The organism is Streptomyces sp. SID486 (assembly GCF_009865385.1).
Taxonomy (GTDB): Bacteria; Actinomycetota; Actinomycetes; order Streptomycetales; family Streptomycetaceae; genus Streptomyces.
The window spans coordinates 16,442-30,866 of the sequence record NZ_WWJT01000101.1; the positions used below are offsets into that span (position 1 = coordinate 16,442).

General features: G+C 71.5%; 10 protein-coding genes. 5 read left to right on the top strand and 5 right to left on the bottom strand.

Annotated features, from left to right (window positions below):
• Positions 1-473 precede the first annotated feature (473 nt).
• The gene (locus tag GT045_RS05210) at positions 474-4,751 is read left to right on the top strand and encodes a discoidin domain-containing protein (RefSeq protein ID WP_161333417.1); all 4,278 of its coding nucleotides are present in this window, start codon (positions 474-476) and stop codon (positions 4,749-4,751) included.
• Between the two features lie 91 nt (positions 4,752-4,842).
• On the opposite strand, the gene GT045_RS05215 is transcribed toward GT045_RS05210, so the two are convergent.
• Positions 4,843-5,211: a nuclear transport factor 2 family protein gene (locus GT045_RS05215; RefSeq protein WP_161287987.1), complete on the bottom strand. Its 369-nt coding sequence runs from the start codon at positions 5,209-5,211 to the stop codon at positions 4,843-4,845.
• A 163-nt stretch (positions 5,212-5,374) separates the two neighbouring features.
• Positions 5,375-6,301 (bottom strand): GNAT family N-acetyltransferase, encoded by a 927-nt coding sequence (locus GT045_RS05220; RefSeq protein ID WP_161333418.1) that lies wholly within the window; start codon positions 6,299-6,301, stop codon positions 5,375-5,377.
• Positions 6,302-6,585: 284 nt separating this feature from the next.
• On the opposite strand from GT045_RS05220, the gene GT045_RS05225 reads away from it, so the two are divergent.
• Together GT045_RS05225 and GT045_RS05230 are read left to right on the top strand one after the other, a co-directional pair.
• Entirely contained in the window at positions 6,586-8,277 is a 1,692-nt protein-coding gene (locus tag GT045_RS05225; RefSeq protein WP_161333419.1) for a hypothetical protein, read from the top strand.
• 206 nt (positions 8,278-8,483) lie between these two features.
• The gene (locus tag GT045_RS05230; RefSeq protein ID WP_161333420.1) at positions 8,484-10,061 is read left to right on the top strand and encodes a hypothetical protein; all 1,578 of its coding nucleotides are present in this window, start codon (positions 8,484-8,486) and stop codon (positions 10,059-10,061) included.
• 161 nt (positions 10,062-10,222) lie between these two features.
• Here the strand turns inward: GT045_RS05230 and GT045_RS05235 are convergent, their stop codons facing one another.
• Positions 10,223-10,669 (bottom strand): MarR family winged helix-turn-helix transcriptional regulator, encoded by a 447-nt coding sequence (locus tag GT045_RS05235; protein WP_161333421.1) that lies wholly within the window; start codon positions 10,667-10,669, stop codon positions 10,223-10,225.
• Between the two features lie 286 nt (positions 10,670-10,955).
• Between GT045_RS05235 and GT045_RS05240 the strand changes: the two genes are divergently transcribed.
• The gene (locus GT045_RS05240) at positions 10,956-11,936 is read left to right on the top strand and encodes a polyprenyl synthetase family protein (RefSeq protein ID WP_345942551.1); all 981 of its coding nucleotides are present in this window, start codon (positions 10,956-10,958) and stop codon (positions 11,934-11,936) included.
• A gap of 31 nt (positions 11,937-11,967) precedes the next feature.
• Here the strand turns inward: GT045_RS05240 and GT045_RS05245 are convergent, their stop codons facing one another.
• Positions 11,968-12,759, bottom strand: coding sequence for an SDR family NAD(P)-dependent oxidoreductase (locus GT045_RS05245; RefSeq protein ID WP_161333423.1), 792 nt, complete (start codon positions 12,757-12,759; stop codon positions 11,968-11,970).
• Positions 12,760-12,919: 160 nt separating this feature from the next.
• On the opposite strand from GT045_RS05245, the gene GT045_RS05250 reads away from it, so the two are divergent.
• The gene (locus tag GT045_RS05250) at positions 12,920-13,519 is read left to right on the top strand and encodes a TetR/AcrR family transcriptional regulator (protein ID WP_161296120.1); all 600 of its coding nucleotides are present in this window, start codon (positions 12,920-12,922) and stop codon (positions 13,517-13,519) included.
• Positions 13,520-13,849: 330 nt separating this feature from the next.
• Here the strand turns inward: GT045_RS05250 and GT045_RS05255 are convergent.
• Positions 13,850-14,425 (bottom strand): alpha/beta hydrolase (locus GT045_RS05255; RefSeq protein WP_161333424.1); only part of this gene is annotated, 576 nt, incomplete at its 5' end.

Sequence of the window (14,425 nt, forward strand, 5' to 3'; positions counted from 1 at the left end):
CCCCGCGAACGTACCTCGCCGCGCGCAAGCCGTTGCGCTGCGGTGCGCGACTGACGCAATAATTTCTTCGAATTACGCAAATTATCGACCGCCTGGCGGCCGGGCATTTCTCGCCACGGATGGTGACGCACGAACCGGATCGCGACCACGGAGGCACGGAAGCGGCCCCTCGTACCGGTCCTCTGACCGCGTCGGAAGAAACTCGTGCTGCCGCGACCGTGGACGGACCCGTGGAGCGTCTGCAATATTGCGATGAATCAATGCAAGAAGCTGCGTGCTCCGCCCGTTCCTGGGCGCGCCGCGTGCCTCGCCGGCTTTCCGCGGTCCTGGGAGAGGCCGGAGCAGCTGTCTCCCGGACGGACACCGTGCCCTTTTGACCGTCCAGCCCGAACCGCGCCACCGCTCTGCCCCGAAACGAGCCGCCCTCGCGCGCCCCGAGCGGGTACGCGAGCCTCCGCAGGGAGTGACCCCGCATGACTCGACACAAACCCAGCTCGCGGAGACGGCGTACGGCAACCGCCGCGCTGGTCTCCTCCGTCATGGTCCTCGGGCTGCCGGCCCTCGGCGCGCACGCGGCCGGGCGCCCGGACGCCGCCGCCGGCACCCCGGCCAGGTCCGGAAGCGCGCAAGGCACCCACGTGGCCGCCAACGTGACCGACGGCGACCCCGGCACCTACTGGCAGGCAGGGAAGAAGTCGGCGCAGTGGGTGCAGACCGACCTCGGGCGCTCCGAACGCGTCCGCCAGGTGGTGCTGCGCCTGCCCACCGCGTGGCAGACCCGCAGGCAGACCCTCGCGCTGCAGGGCAGCGCCGACGGCAAGAGCTTCGCCACGCTCAAGTCGTCGGCGCAGTACGTCTTCAGCCCCGGCGACGGCAACACGGTGAAGATCTCCTTCCCCGCGACCCTCGCTCGTTACGTCCGGGCCGACTTCAGCGGCAACTCGGTCACCGGGACGGCTCAGCTCGCCGAGATGCAGGTGCTCACCACCGCCTCCTCGACGCCCAACCTCGCCCAGGGCAAGCCCTTCAGCGAGAGCGGGCACGCCGACGTCTACGGGGCGGCCAACGCCGGTGACGGCAACCGCGCGACCTACTGGGAGAGCACGAACAGCGCCTTCCCCCAGTGGGTGCAGGTCGATCTCGGCTCCTCGGTCAAGGTGAACCAGGTGACGTTGCGGCTGCCCAGCGGGTGGCCGAGCCGCAGCCAGACGCTCAAGATCCAGGGGTCGACCGACAACCGGAACTTCACCGATCTGACCGCGCCGAAGGCGTACACCTTCGACAGCGGCGACGACCAGTCGGCGACGATCAGCTTCGACACCACCACGACGCGGTACGTGCGCGTGCTCGTCACCGCCAACACGGGCTGGCCCGCCGGGCAGTTGTCCGAGCTGGAGGTGTACGGGCCGGCGACCGGTGACACCCAGGCGCCCACCGCCCCCACGAACCTGAGCTACACCGAGCCCGGCAGCGGGCAGATCAAGCTCACCTGGGGCGCGGCCACCGACGACACGGGCGTCACCGGATACGACATCTACGCGGGCGGCCAGCTGCGCGCGAGCGTCGCCGGCAATGTTCTGACCTACACCGACACCCAGCCCGCCGGCAGCGACATCACGTACTTCGTCCGTGCCAAGGACGCGGCGGGCAACGTCTCTTCCGACAGCAACAGCGTGACCCGCAAGGGAAGCGGCGGCGACACCCAGGCTCCCACCGCACCCGGCAACCTCGCCTACACGCAGTCCGGCGGCGACGTGAAGCTCACGTGGCAGGCGTCCAGCGACAACGTCAAGGTCACCGGCTACGACGTCTACGCGGGCGGCCAGCTCGTCAAGTCGGTGGCGGGCGACGTCACGACGTACACCGACAGTCCGCCGGCGACGTCCACGGTCACCTACTACGTGAAGGCGAAGGACGCCGCCGGCAACGTGTCGGCGCCGAGCAACAGCATCACCCGGCCCGGCTCGCCCGGCGGTCCCGGCTCCGACCTCGCCCAGGGCAAGCCGATCGAGGCATCCTCGGACACCTTCACCTACCTCGCCGCCAACGCCAACGACGGCCTGACCAGCACCTACTGGGAGAGCGCGGGCGGCGCCTACCCGGCCACCCTCACCACCAGGCTCGGCGCCAACGCGGACCTGAGCCAGATCGTCGTCAAGCTCAACCCGGACGCCGCCTGGTCCACGCGCACCCAGAACATCGAGGTGCTCGGCCGCGACCAGGACGCGACGGGCTTCACGAGCCTCGCGGCCGCGAAGGACTACACCTTCTCCCCCGGCAGCGGCAACACGGTGACCATCCCGGTCTCCGGCTCGGCTGCCGACATCCAGCTCAAGTTCACCAAGAACACCGGCGCACCGGGCGCACAGGTCGCGGAGTTCCAGGTGATCGGCACACCGTCCGCCAACCCGGACCTCAAGGTCACCGGCATCACCAGCACACCCGCCGCCCCGGTGGAGTCGGACGCCGTCAGCCTCACGGCGACCGTCACCAACAGCGGCAGCAAGCCGGCGAAGGCCACCGACCTGAACTTCACGCTGGGCGGCACCAAGGTCGCCGGCGCCGACGTCCCCGCCCTCGCATCGGGTGAGACGAAGACCGTCACGGCGAGCATCGGGACAAGGGACGCGGGCAGCTATCCGGTCGGCGCCGAGGCGGACCCGTCGAACAAGGTCATCGAGCAGAACGAGGCGAACAACGCCTTCATCCGCCCCGACGCCCTCGTCGTCAAGCCCGTGTCCAGCTCCGACCTGGTCGCCTCGCCGGTCTCCTGGACGCCGTCCAGCGCCTCGGCGGGTGACGAGATCAAGTTCTCCGTCGCGATCAAGAACCAGGGGACGACAGGCTCCGCCTCCGGCGCGCACGGCGTGACGCTCACGGTCCAGGACGCCAAGGGCGCCACCGTCAAGACGCTGAGCGGTTCCTACAACGGGGTCATCGCGGCCGGCCAGACGACCGCGCCCGTCAGCCTCGGCTCGTGGACGGCCGGCAACGGCAAGTACACCGTCAGGACGGTCATCGCCGACGACGCCGACGAACTGCCCGTCAAGCGGGCCAACAACACCACCACGCAACCGCTGTTCGTCGGCCGCGGAGCGGACATGCCGTACGACACGTACGAGGCCGAGGACGGCACGCTCGGCGGCGGCGCCAAGGTCGTCGGCCCGAACCGGACCATCGGCGACCTCGCCGGTGAGGCGAGCGGCCGCAAGGCCGTGACCCTGACCGGGACCGGCCAGTACGTCGAATGGACCACCCGCGCGGCGACCAACACCCTCGTGACCCGCTTCTCGGTCCCGGACGGCACCACCACGACGCTGGACGTCTACGTGGACGGCCAGTTCCTCAAGGCGATCGACCTGACCTCGAAGTACGCCTGGCTGTACGGCAACGAGACCTCGCCCGGCAACTCACCCGGCTCCGGAGCCCCGCGGCACATCTACGACGAGGCGAACCTGCTGCTCGGCAAGACCGTTCCGGCCGGCTCGAAGATCCGGCTCCAGAAGGACGCGGCCAACACCTCCAGCTACGCCATCGACTTCGTCGACACCGAGCAGGCGACGGCCGCCGCGAACCCGGACCCGGCGGCCTACACGGTCCCGGCCGGCTTCTCGCACCAGGACGTGCAGAACGCCCTCGACAAGGTCCGCATGGACACCACGGGCAAGCTCGTCGGCGTCTACCTGCCCGCCGGCGACTACGAGACCTCCGGCAAGTTCCAGGTCTACGGCAAGGCGGTGAAGGTCGTCGGCGCCGGGCCGTGGTTCACCCGCTTCCACGCGCCGTCCTCGCAGGAGAACACCGATGTGGGCTTCCGGGCCGAGGCGAGCGCCAAGGGCTCCTCGTTCTCGGGCTTCGCCTACTTCGGCAACTACACGTCCCGGATCGACGGTCCGGGCAAGGTGTTCGACTTCTCCAACGTCTCCGACATCACCATCGACAACGTCTGGGTCGAGCACATGGTGTGCCTCTACTGGGGCGCCAACACCGACAACATGACCATCAGCAACTCCCGTATCCGGGACATGTTCGCCGACGGCATCAACATGACCAACGGCTCGACGGACAACCACGTCGTCAACGACGACGCGCGGGCCACGGGTGACGACAGCTTCGCCCTCTTCTCGGCCATCGACGCGGGCGGTGCCGACGAGAAGAACAACCTCTACGAGAACCTCACCTCGACCCTGACATGGCGAGCGGCGGGCGTGGCCGTCTACGGCGGCTACGACAACACCTTCCGCAACATCCGGATCGCGGACACCCTGGTCTACTCCGGGATCACGATCTCCTCACTGGACTTCGGCTACCCGATGAACGGCTTCGGGACCGGGCCCACGACGATCGAGAACGTCTCCCTGGACCGGACGGGCGGGCACTTCTGGGGCTCGCAGGTCTTCCCGGCCATCTGGGCGTTCTCCGCCTCCAAGGTCTTCCAGGGCATCCGGGTCAACGACGTCGACATCGACGACTCCACCTACGGAGGCGTGATGTTCCAGACCAACTACGTCGGCGGCCAGCCGCAGTTCCCGGTCAAGGACACGATCTTCACCGACATCTCCATCACCGGTTCCAGGAAGAGCGGGGACGCCTTCGACGCCAAGTCCGGCTTCGGCATCTGGGCCAACGAACTCCCGGAACCCGGCCAGGGCCCGGCAGTCGGTGAGGCCACGTTCCGCAATCTGCGGATGAGCGGCAACGCGGAGGACATCCGCAACAGGACCAGCACGTTCAAGCTCGTCATCGAGTAGGCGGACCCCCGTGGGGCGGGCCGTGTCCACGGTCCGCCCCACGGGCCGTGTCCACGGCGCGCCCCACGGGCCGTCCGCACCCGGGGCGGGGTCAGGCCCCGGGGACCCGGTCGAGGAAGCCCAGGACGGAGGTGATCCGGCCGTCCTCGGTCAGGGTGACCACGTCCGAACCGGCGACCGGCGCGGAGCCGTCGGCGGTGGACACCAGCTCCCAGGAGAAGCGGGCGATGTGGTGGTTGCCGTCCACGTCACCGGCCAGCCTGAACTCGAAGCCGGGGAACTGCTCGTGAGCGCCCTGGATGACGGCCGCGATCTGCTCGTGGCCGCGCACGTCGACCAGCGGGTCGGTGTAGGTGCCGTCCTCGGTCCACGCGCCGGCGACGGCCTTGGCGAGCACGTCGGCGTCGGTGGCGTTCCACGCCTCGAGGTAGCGGGTGACGGCGGCGGCGTAGATCGACATGGTGAGACTCCCGTTCCGGGTGAAGTGGGTCTTCCCCACAGGCTGGTAGGGCCGGGTCCCGGACCGGAGTGCGCCGGCCCGGAACCCGATGACCTCACCTTGCCGCGTCGTGCCGCACGGCGCGATTACCGCCGAGGTAAGGGCGTTGTCGGGCCCCGTCGCGTCAGGCCGCCCGGCGGGGAAGGCCGAGGGAGCGGCTTTCCTCTACGACGCGGTATCCGGCGCTCGTGTACAGGTTCATGGCCACCTCGTTGCCACCCCACACGGTGAACATCAGCATCGAGTCGCCGGCCGCGAGCGTGGCCTGCTCGCCGGCCACCATCGCGGCCCGGCCGTACCCCTTCCCACGGTGCCGCTCCTCGATGAACAGCGAGTACCCGTAGGTGACCCCGGGGAGGTGGCCGTGTCTCAGCCAGCCGGTGCCGATCCGTTCGCCGGCCGCCTCGAGGACGAGGAACGTGTTGTCGGGTGTCGCCAGGCCCTCGGGAATCAGCTTCGCGAAGTCCTGGTCGGACTTGCGTACGGCCTTCTCCTTGCCCATGGCGCCCGACCGGACGATGTCGACGACGTAGGCGGCCTTCTCGGCGGCGAGCCACCCGGGGTACTCGGCCGGTGTCATCGCCCGTGCGGTGACCCCGTCGAGCGGTTCCGGGGCGGAGACCACGCGGCGCGCCCTCAGCTGGCCGCGGACGCCGTAGTCGGGGAACAGTGTGCCGTCGTCCCCGGCGAGCCGTACGTCGACGCGTCGCGCGCCACGCGCCGCGCACCACGCCTCGGCCCACTCCCGGGCGGCTCGTTCGAGCCCCCGGCCGGCGTGGGACGCCGCTATGTGGAGGTCGGCGATGCGGCCCGCGACCGTGCCGTCGCTGTCGTCCGTCACGGCCACGGCGACATGTCCCACCCGTGTCCCGCCGTCCTTGATCTCGGCGACGGTGCAGTCCGCGACACCCGCGCTCGTTTCCTCGAGCATGCGCTGTGCCGCGGCCGGGTCGAGTCCCGCCGCGGCGTACGAGGCGCGGCGCCGTCGCTCGTAGTCCCGCCGCCATTCAGCGCTGCCCGCGTCGTCACCAAGAATGCCGAAGTCAGTCATGTGGTCAACCTAGTGTCCGGCACGACCGCGGTGGAGCCGGGTCCTCCCCGGGCTGCCGCAGGTCTCGATGTCCTCGGCCTGCCGCAGGTCTCGATGTCCTCGGGCAGCCGCAGGTCTCGATGTCCTCGGGCAGCGGCAGGTCTCGATGCCCTCGGGCGCACGCCCGGGTGAATTCCCGCTGTGGCGGGCGGAGTGCGCGGCGGCCTTCGCTAGCGTCGACCGCACCGGTCACCGCCGTGCCGCCCGGTTCCGGAGCCGCCGGCCGCCAGCCCTGAGGAGCGTGTATGAGCTACTACGACCTCGGCAGTCACGGCCGGCCCGTGACGACGTCGTCTCCCGAGGCGCAGACGTGGTTCGATCGCGGGCTGGTGTGGACGTACGCCTTCAACCACGAGGAGGCCGTGCGCTGTTTCGAGGCCGCCGCGGCGGCGGATCCCGGCTGTGCCATGGCCGACTGGGGCGTGGCCCACGCACTCGGCCCCAACTACAACAAGCCCTGGGAGTCCTTCGACGAGCAGGACCTGGCACGCACGGTGGAGCGTGCGCACGCCGCCGTACGACGCGCGCAGTCGAAGGCGGCCGGTGCCACCGCCGTCGAGCGGGCGCTCGTCGACGCCTTGGCGGCGCGCTATCCGCAGGCCACGGCCCCGGACGCCGAGCGCTGCGGTGTGTGGAGCGCCGGCTACGCCGACAGCATGCGGGCCGTCCACCGGCTCGCACCCGACGACCTCGACGTGGCCACCCTGTACGCCGACGCGCTGATGAACCTCACGCCCTGGCAGCTGTGGGACATCCGCACGGGCCGGCCGGCGCCGGGCGCGCGCACCACGGAGGCCAGGTCGGTGCTCGAGCGGGCGCTCGGCACGAAGGCGGGCGCCCGGCACCCGGGCCTCCTCCACCTGTACGTCCACCTGATGGAGATGTCCCCGACACCCGAGGCGGCGCTGCCCGCCGGTGAACGGCTGCGCGGTCTGGTACCGGACGCCGGCCATCTCCTGCACATGCCCTCGCACCTCGAAGTGCTCTGCGGCGACTACCGCCGGGTGATCTCCGACAACACCGACGCGATCGCCGCCGACGAGAAGTTCCACGCGAGGGCGGGCGCGATGAACTTCTACACCCTCTACCGCTGCCACAACCTCCACTTCAAGATCTACGGTGCCATGTTCCTCGGCCGCTACCAGGACGCGATCGAGACGGCGGACCGGCTCGAGGCGGCGGTGCCCGAGGAGTTGCTGTGCGTGCAGAGTCCGCCGATGGCGGACTGGCTGGAGGGCTTCCTCGCGATGCGCGTGCACGTGCTGATCCGCTTCGGCCGCTGGACCGACATCCTGGCGTTGCCGCTGCCCTCGGACACCCGGCTGTACTGCGTGACGACGGCCATGCTGCACTACGCGCGCGGCGTGGCCCTCGCCGCCACCGGCCGGATCGAGGCGGCCGAGGCGGAACGGGCACTCTTCCGCGAGGCGGTCGCCCGGGTCCCGGAGACCCGGACCCTGTTCAACAACACCTGTGCGGACATCCTGGCGATCGCCGCGCACATGCTGGACGGGGAGCTGGACTACCGCAGGGGCGCGTACGAGGCGGCGTTCGCCGCCCTGCGCAGGTCGGTCGAACTGGACGACGGCCTGCCGTACGACGAGCCGTGGGGGTGGATGCAGCCGACCCGGCACGCGTACGGCGCGCTGCTCCTCGAACAGGGCCTGGTCACGGAGGCCGAGGCCGTCTACCGAGCGGATCTCGGACTCGACGACACACTGCCCCGTCCGCAGCAGCACCCGGGCAACGTGTGGGCCCTGCACGGCTTCCACGAATGCCTCGTACGGCTCGGCAGGAAGGAGGAGGCCCGGCTCGTGGCCCAGCAGCTGAAGATCGCCGTGGCGTTGGCGGACGTACCGGTCGAGGCGTCGTGCTTCTGCCGTCTGGAGAGCGTCGGGCGCACACGGCCGGACCGCTGCCGCACCGAGGGCCCCTGACCGGTCGCCGGCCGCTCCGGGGGGCCGGGCGGGCATGACCGCGGCGGGCGGGCCTGGCCGCGGCGGGCGGGCCTGGCCGCGGCGCGTGGCGGGCCGCTCGGGCGTTGCGGGATCGTGAACAATCCTCAGGTTTCCATGGACTCTTCGGTGGGGCGCTCCTAGGGTCGCGGCGGCGCGACCACCGAGCACACTTCCCGAGGAGCCGCATGTCCCGCAGGACACTCAGCCGGGCCCTGACGTTCGTCCTGGCCCTGGCCGCAGGCACGGCCGCGGCCGGGGCCTCCGCGCCGGCCGCCCCCATCCCCAAGGCGCCCGGCCACCGTCTGGTCGACGACTACTCAGGTGCCCCGGCCGCCGCGCAGCCGTTGCCGGGCGCCCAGCCCCCGCAGCATCCGTACCTCGCGGCGAACGGACGCTCCGGCATGCATGCCGATGGCTGGGGCAGCGCCACCTACCCGTGGTCCGGGCCGCTCGGGGACCACCCGCAGACCGGCAGCGAGCGGATGGCACTGCTGGGCGGCGAGTGCGCCAACGTGACCTTCGACCGGTCGGGGCGGATCGTCACCGTGTGCGGGACCTTCAGCGGGTTCCTGGTCAAGCTGCTCGACCCGCACTCCCTCGCGACCCTGGCCGAGTACCAGCTGCCGCAGCGTCCGTCCACGGTGGAGGCGATCACCCGGCTGGACTTCTCGCGCATCTTCAAGGACACCTCCGGGGGCGCCTACTCGTACCTCGACGACCAGGACCGCCTGGTGCTCGCGGACTCGCGGCAGCACATCCTCCGCCTCTCCCACCGGCAGAAGGCGGACGGGCGCTGGGAGTTCACCGTCACCGACGCCTGGGACCTGACCGGACAGGTGCCCCACGACTGCGTGACGTGGACCGACCTGCACCCCACGGGGACCTGTGATCCGGTGACCTCCGTCATGCCGGACTGGCAGGGGCGGATCTGGTGGGTCACCCGGCAGGGCCGCGTCGGCACCGTCGATCCCGCCACCGGGACCATCCGGTCCGTCCGGCTGCCGGGTGAGGAGATCCAGAACTCCTTCTCCGTCGCCGCGGACGGCGTGTCGATCGTCTCCGACCACGCGCTGTACGAGTTCACCGCCGCGGCGGACGGTACTCCTGCCGTGGTGTGGCGACAGACCTACGACCGGGGCACCGGCACCAAGCCCGGTTCGGTGAACCAGGGTTCGGGCACGACACCGGACATCTTCGGGGACGGCGGCCGGTACGTCGCGATCACCGACAACGCCGACGACCGTATGCACGTCCTCGTCTACCGGCGCGGCACGGACGTCCCCGCCGGCCGGCGTCTGGTGTGCGAGATCCCCGTCTTCGGCTCCGGAGCCTCCACGACGGACAACTCCCTGATCAGCTGGGGGGACAGTCTCGTGGTCGAGAACAACTACGGCTACGAGGACATCACTTCCCTCACCTTCGGGCGGAGCGTCGTCGGCGGGGTCACGCGGATCGACGTCCGCCGGGACGGCAGCGGCTGCGACACCGCGTGGGTGAGCGACGAACGGTCGCCCTCCGTCGTCCCGAAGCTGTCCACGGGCAACGGGCTGATCTACCTGTACACGAAGGACCCCGACGCTCTGGGCATCGACGCCTGGTACCTGACCGCCGTGGACTTCCGCTCGGGACGGACCCGGTGGAAGCAGCTCCTCGGCACCGGCATCGGGTACGACAACAACTGGGCGCCGATCACGCTGGGGCCCGATGGTACGGCCTACGTCGGCGTGTTCAACGGCCTGGCCACGGTCCGCGACGGCGGCTGAGCGGGGCCCGCACGAGGGTCCGCGCCCGGCACCTCGGTTCCTCGGACAGGGTGGTGCGGCGCGGCTGTCCCGGGGGGGGCGGCGGTGTGTCGTGCCGGCCGGTGGGCCGGACAGGGCCTCTGCCGGAGGGGCTGACCGCGTCACCGCCGGGCGGCCGGCGGCTACCGCTTGCCGGTCGTTCCCTCGTGCCGGTCGAGTTCGGTCAGCAGCCGGCGCAGTGCTGCCCGGGTGGCGCGGATCTCCTCGTCGGGGATGGCCGCGAAGAGGGTGCGGTGGATGTCCTCGGCCCTGGTCGTGACGCGGGCCAGCGACTCCCTGCCGCGGGGCGTGAGCGTCAGCAGGGGGGAGCCGCGGTGATCGGGGTTGGGTGCGAAGGCCGCGAGCCGCAGAGCGACGAGGTCGTTGGCGACCCGCTGGGTGTTCTGCCGGCTGACGCCGAGGCGGCGCGCGGTCTGGGGGACGGTGAGCGGTTCCGCGGACACGGCGCTGAGCACCTGCCACCGGGCCTGGGTGAGGCCCTCGGCACCGGCGGTCTCCTCGCCCAGACGGCGCAGCGCACCGGCGGCCTCGAACACGTCGGCGACCAGCAGGGCCGTCTCATCGGACATCGCACACCTCACGCATCGACAGCACACGGCGGCGCCATGCCGGAAGGACAATATATTGCCGGAGCGTCGGGCGCGCGCGCACGAGACCGGGCCCGTCACCACGGGGGAAGGTGACGGGCCCGGCCAGGCACCACGGTGCCACACTCCCACAGGCGCGCGCACTCGATCCCGGAAGTCCAGGCGGCCACCGGGTGAACCGGCCATGGCCGGAACTCGGTCTGGTGTCCCCGTTGCGGACAATGATCGAATCGGTGCTCGAACAGATTCGGCAAGGGCGGGAGTTCGCGTGACGGCGGTGACGTACGAGGATCTGCATCGGCTGATGGCCCCGGCGATCGACGCGGAGAGAGAAGCCGCACTCGACCTGCTCGGCCCGTCGGCACCGGCGGTCCGCGCGGTCGTCGCCGAACTCCTCGCCCACCGCACCTTCCGGTATCCGCTGTCGGTGCTGCCGCTGATCGTCCACGCCGTCGAGACCGGAGCGGTCGAGCCCGCGCTGCCCCTGGCCGTCGTCCACGAGCTGTGGTGGACGTCGGCGTGCTGCCTGGACGACCTCGCCGACTCCCCGGACGGCCACCGGGCCGGCGACCTCGACCAGAGCGCGGCGCTGCTCGCCGTCGTCATCGCCGGAACACCGCTCCCCCTTCGCATCGTGCAGTCCGACCGCATCCGGGAGCCGGTCCGCGGCCCGCTGGCGGCCGAGGTCGTACGATGCTGGACCGCTGCGACCGAGGGACAGCTGAGGGACCTTCAGGGCCGGGCCGAAGCCGCCACCTGCGCCTCGGTGGTCGAGGCGTACCTGGGCAAGTCCGGCGCCCCCTACCGCATGATCACCGCGATGGCCGCCGCACTGGCGGGCGCCGGCCGGCAACGCGTGGAGCTGTGGCGCGAGTTCGGCGACGTCTTCGGCGTGCTGTGGCAGATCTTCAACGACCAGGAGGACATCCTCTCCGGCCGCGACGAGGATCTGCGCAACGGCACCGTGACGCTCCTGCTCGCCTGCGCCCTGGAGGAGGCGACTGCGGACGCCACGGAGCGGGTGCTGGAGCTGCACGCCGCCGCGAGGCACTCGGGTTCCGCCCGAGCGGAGCTCGGCGACCTGATGCTCACGCCGGCGGTGCTGGGCCGCTACGAGAGGACCATCGACGACTTCCGCGGCCGCGCCCACCGCGTCCTCGACGAACTCGGCGGCCACGACCGGTACCTGGGCATCCTGCGGGACCTCGTCGAGCGGTCCTCCGCCCTGCTCCTCAAGCCCCGCGCGTGATCCCTCCCGGCTGCCCGCTGACCGGCGCCGGTCAGCGGGCCGTCCGCTGCGCCGCCACGATCGCGTCCATGGTCTTCTCCGCACCCGCACGCCGCTGGACCCGCTCGGCGAACCCCGGGAACTGCGACGCGATCCTGGTGAGGAGACGCAGTTCGAGCGGGGCGACGTTGATCTCGGCGACGTCACGTTCGATCGCCCGGGTGACGCCCTTGACGACCTGCCGGGGGGAGACGGTACGGACGCCGCCGGGTGTGGCGGAACCGGTGTCGGCGAACATGCCGAGTTCACGTACGAAACCGGGCTGGACGATGGAGACGCCGACACCGGTGCCGTGCAGATCCTGCCGGAAAGCGAGGGACAGGCCGCGGAGCCCGAACTTCGTCGCGTTGTACAGGGACGACGACCTGGTGGCCGCCATGCCCGACAGCGACCCGACGAAACAGACGTGGCCGCGTCCACGGTCCACCATGCCGGGTGCGAGCATCCGCGCGAGCACCGCGGGCGCGCGCAGGTTCACCGCGAGCGCCCGGTCGATCTGCGCCGGCGTGTAGTCGAGCAGGTCCCCGCTGGAGGGCAGGGCCGCGTTGGCGACGAGGATGTCGGTGCCGGCGGCCTCCTCGGTGAGGCGCAGGACGTCGTCGGCGTCGGCGAGATCGGCGAGGATCGTGCGCGCGCCGTAGCGATCGGCGAGAGGTTCCAGCGCCTCGCGCCGCCGGCCGGTGAGAATCAGCCGCGCGCCGCGCGCCGCCATCTCCGCGGCGATGGCGCCGCCGATGCCGCCTGTGACGCCGGTGAGCAGAACCGTTGCCCCTGCGATGTGCACGGCAGTCCTCCCAATCTGTTCGTTCGAACGAACAATAGAGACGGCGTGGGTCTCTGTCCACCGGCACTCCGCACGAGCTGACCCGGCGTCACCACCGGATGTCCCGGCCGTGCTCGGGCGCGGTCCGGGGTGGGCCGCGGGTGATGGAACAATGCCTGGCATGCCGAACGCCGCCTCAGCCGCCTCGACGCGCCAGCGCATCATCACCGCCGTCCTGCAGATCATCGGCGAGGACGGGGTCGCGGCGGTCACCAACAGGCGGATCGCCCGGCAGGCGGGCGTGTCGCTCGGCTCGGTGACGTACCACTTCGAGACCCAGCACGACCTGCTGCGCGAGAGCCTGCTGCACTTCGTGCGCGAGGAGGCGCGGCACTTCACCGAGCTGGCCGACCAGTGCCAGACCGAGGGCATCGGGGTGGAGGACGCGGCGTCCCTGGCCGGTCAGGTCGCGTGCGGTGGGGCGCTGGACAGTGCCCATCTCGCCCCGTTCGAGCTGTACATCCACGCCGGCCGCGACGAGCGGCTGCGGGAGGCGGCGGCGGAGGCGTTCCGGGCTTACGACCGGCTCGCCGCCCGCATCCTCGGTGCGCTCGGCGTCCCGGACGCGGAGCGGCTGGCGGCCACCACGGTCGCCGTGGTGATGGGTCTTCAACTGCGACGCCTGGCCACCGGGAGCCCCGCGGAGGACCTGGTCGACGCCCTTCTGCTGCTCGCCCGGGGGGCCGCCGCCCGGTCTGCCGGACAGGACGTACCGGCGTAAGGCGTTCGGCGGTTCCGCCGGCCGAGCCGGCGTGAGGCGTTCGGCGGCTCCGCCGGCCGGTGCCCCGGCAGCGGGGAACGGGCGGGTGGCAGGTGGCCCGGTGCCCCTCGGCGGGCCGGCGGGTCGGCGGATCGGCGGATCGCGTACCGGCCGGTCGGCGTACAGGCGAATCGACGTACCGGCCGGTCGGCCTACCGGCGGATCGGCTTACCGGAAGGTGCCGCCACCCCCGCCACCGTGCGGTGGCGGGGGTGGGGCACGGTACGCGGTCGCGTAGGGACTTCCCCCGGGCGACCGGCGTGACGGGGACGGGCGCGGCGGTGGTGCCTCTCAGAAGCGGGGCGCTTCCGGTGTGCCCTGGGGGGTGGGGGCGATGAGCCGGCTCGTGCCCGGACGGCGGGCCGGCGGCGTGCAGGTGATGTCGCCTGCCGGGAGCCGCCCGGTGCTCAGGTAGGCGTTGACGGCGCGGTCGGCGCAGGCGCTCGTGTCGCCGTTGTAGACACCGTGGCCCTCGCCGCCCCGGACGTACACCATGCGCGAGCCCTTGAGAGCGCGGTGCATGCCGAGACCGCTGACGAGCGGGGTCTGGGAGTCCCACTGGTTCTGGACCGTGAGCAGGCCGACGTCGTTGTGCACCGGGGTGACCGGCTCGGCCGGCTTGTCCCAGAACGCGCACGGCATGATGTTGGAGGCGAAGTCGCCGTAGAGCGGATACCTGGCCTTGTCCCGGACCGCGTCACGCCGGTACTGCTCGGGGTCGCGCGGCCAGGCCGCGGTGTCGCCGCAGATCACGGTCAGGAAGGCGGCCGAGCCGTTGTCGGCCGGCGCCTGTCCGGCGGCCACCGCCGGGCGGCGCGGTGCCCGTTCGCGGTCCGGCGCGGCGGAACGACCGGGGGCCGTCGCGCG

Coding starts and splice junctions, on each gene's coding strand:
- GT045_RS05220 (WP_161333418.1), bottom strand. CDS start 6,301: ATGACTGACTTCGGCATTCTTGGTGACGACGCGGGCAGCGCTGAATGG.
- GT045_RS05235 (WP_161333421.1), bottom strand. CDS start 10,669: ATGTCCGATGAGACGGCCCTGCTGGTCGCCGACGTGTTCGAGGCCGCC.
- GT045_RS05230 (WP_161333420.1), top strand. CDS start 8,484: ATGTCCCGCAGGACACTCAGCCGGGCCCTGACGTTCGTCCTGGCCCTG.
- GT045_RS05250 (WP_161296120.1), top strand. CDS start 12,920: ATGCCGAACGCCGCCTCAGCCGCCTCGACGCGCCAGCGCATCATCACC.
- GT045_RS05215 (WP_161287987.1), bottom strand. CDS start 5,211: ATGTCGATCTACGCCGCCGCCGTCACCCGCTACCTCGAGGCGTGGAAC.
- GT045_RS05225 (WP_161333419.1), top strand. CDS start 6,586: ATGAGCTACTACGACCTCGGCAGTCACGGCCGGCCCGTGACGACGTCG.
- GT045_RS05210 (WP_161333417.1), top strand. CDS start 474: ATGACTCGACACAAACCCAGCTCGCGGAGACGGCGTACGGCAACCGCC.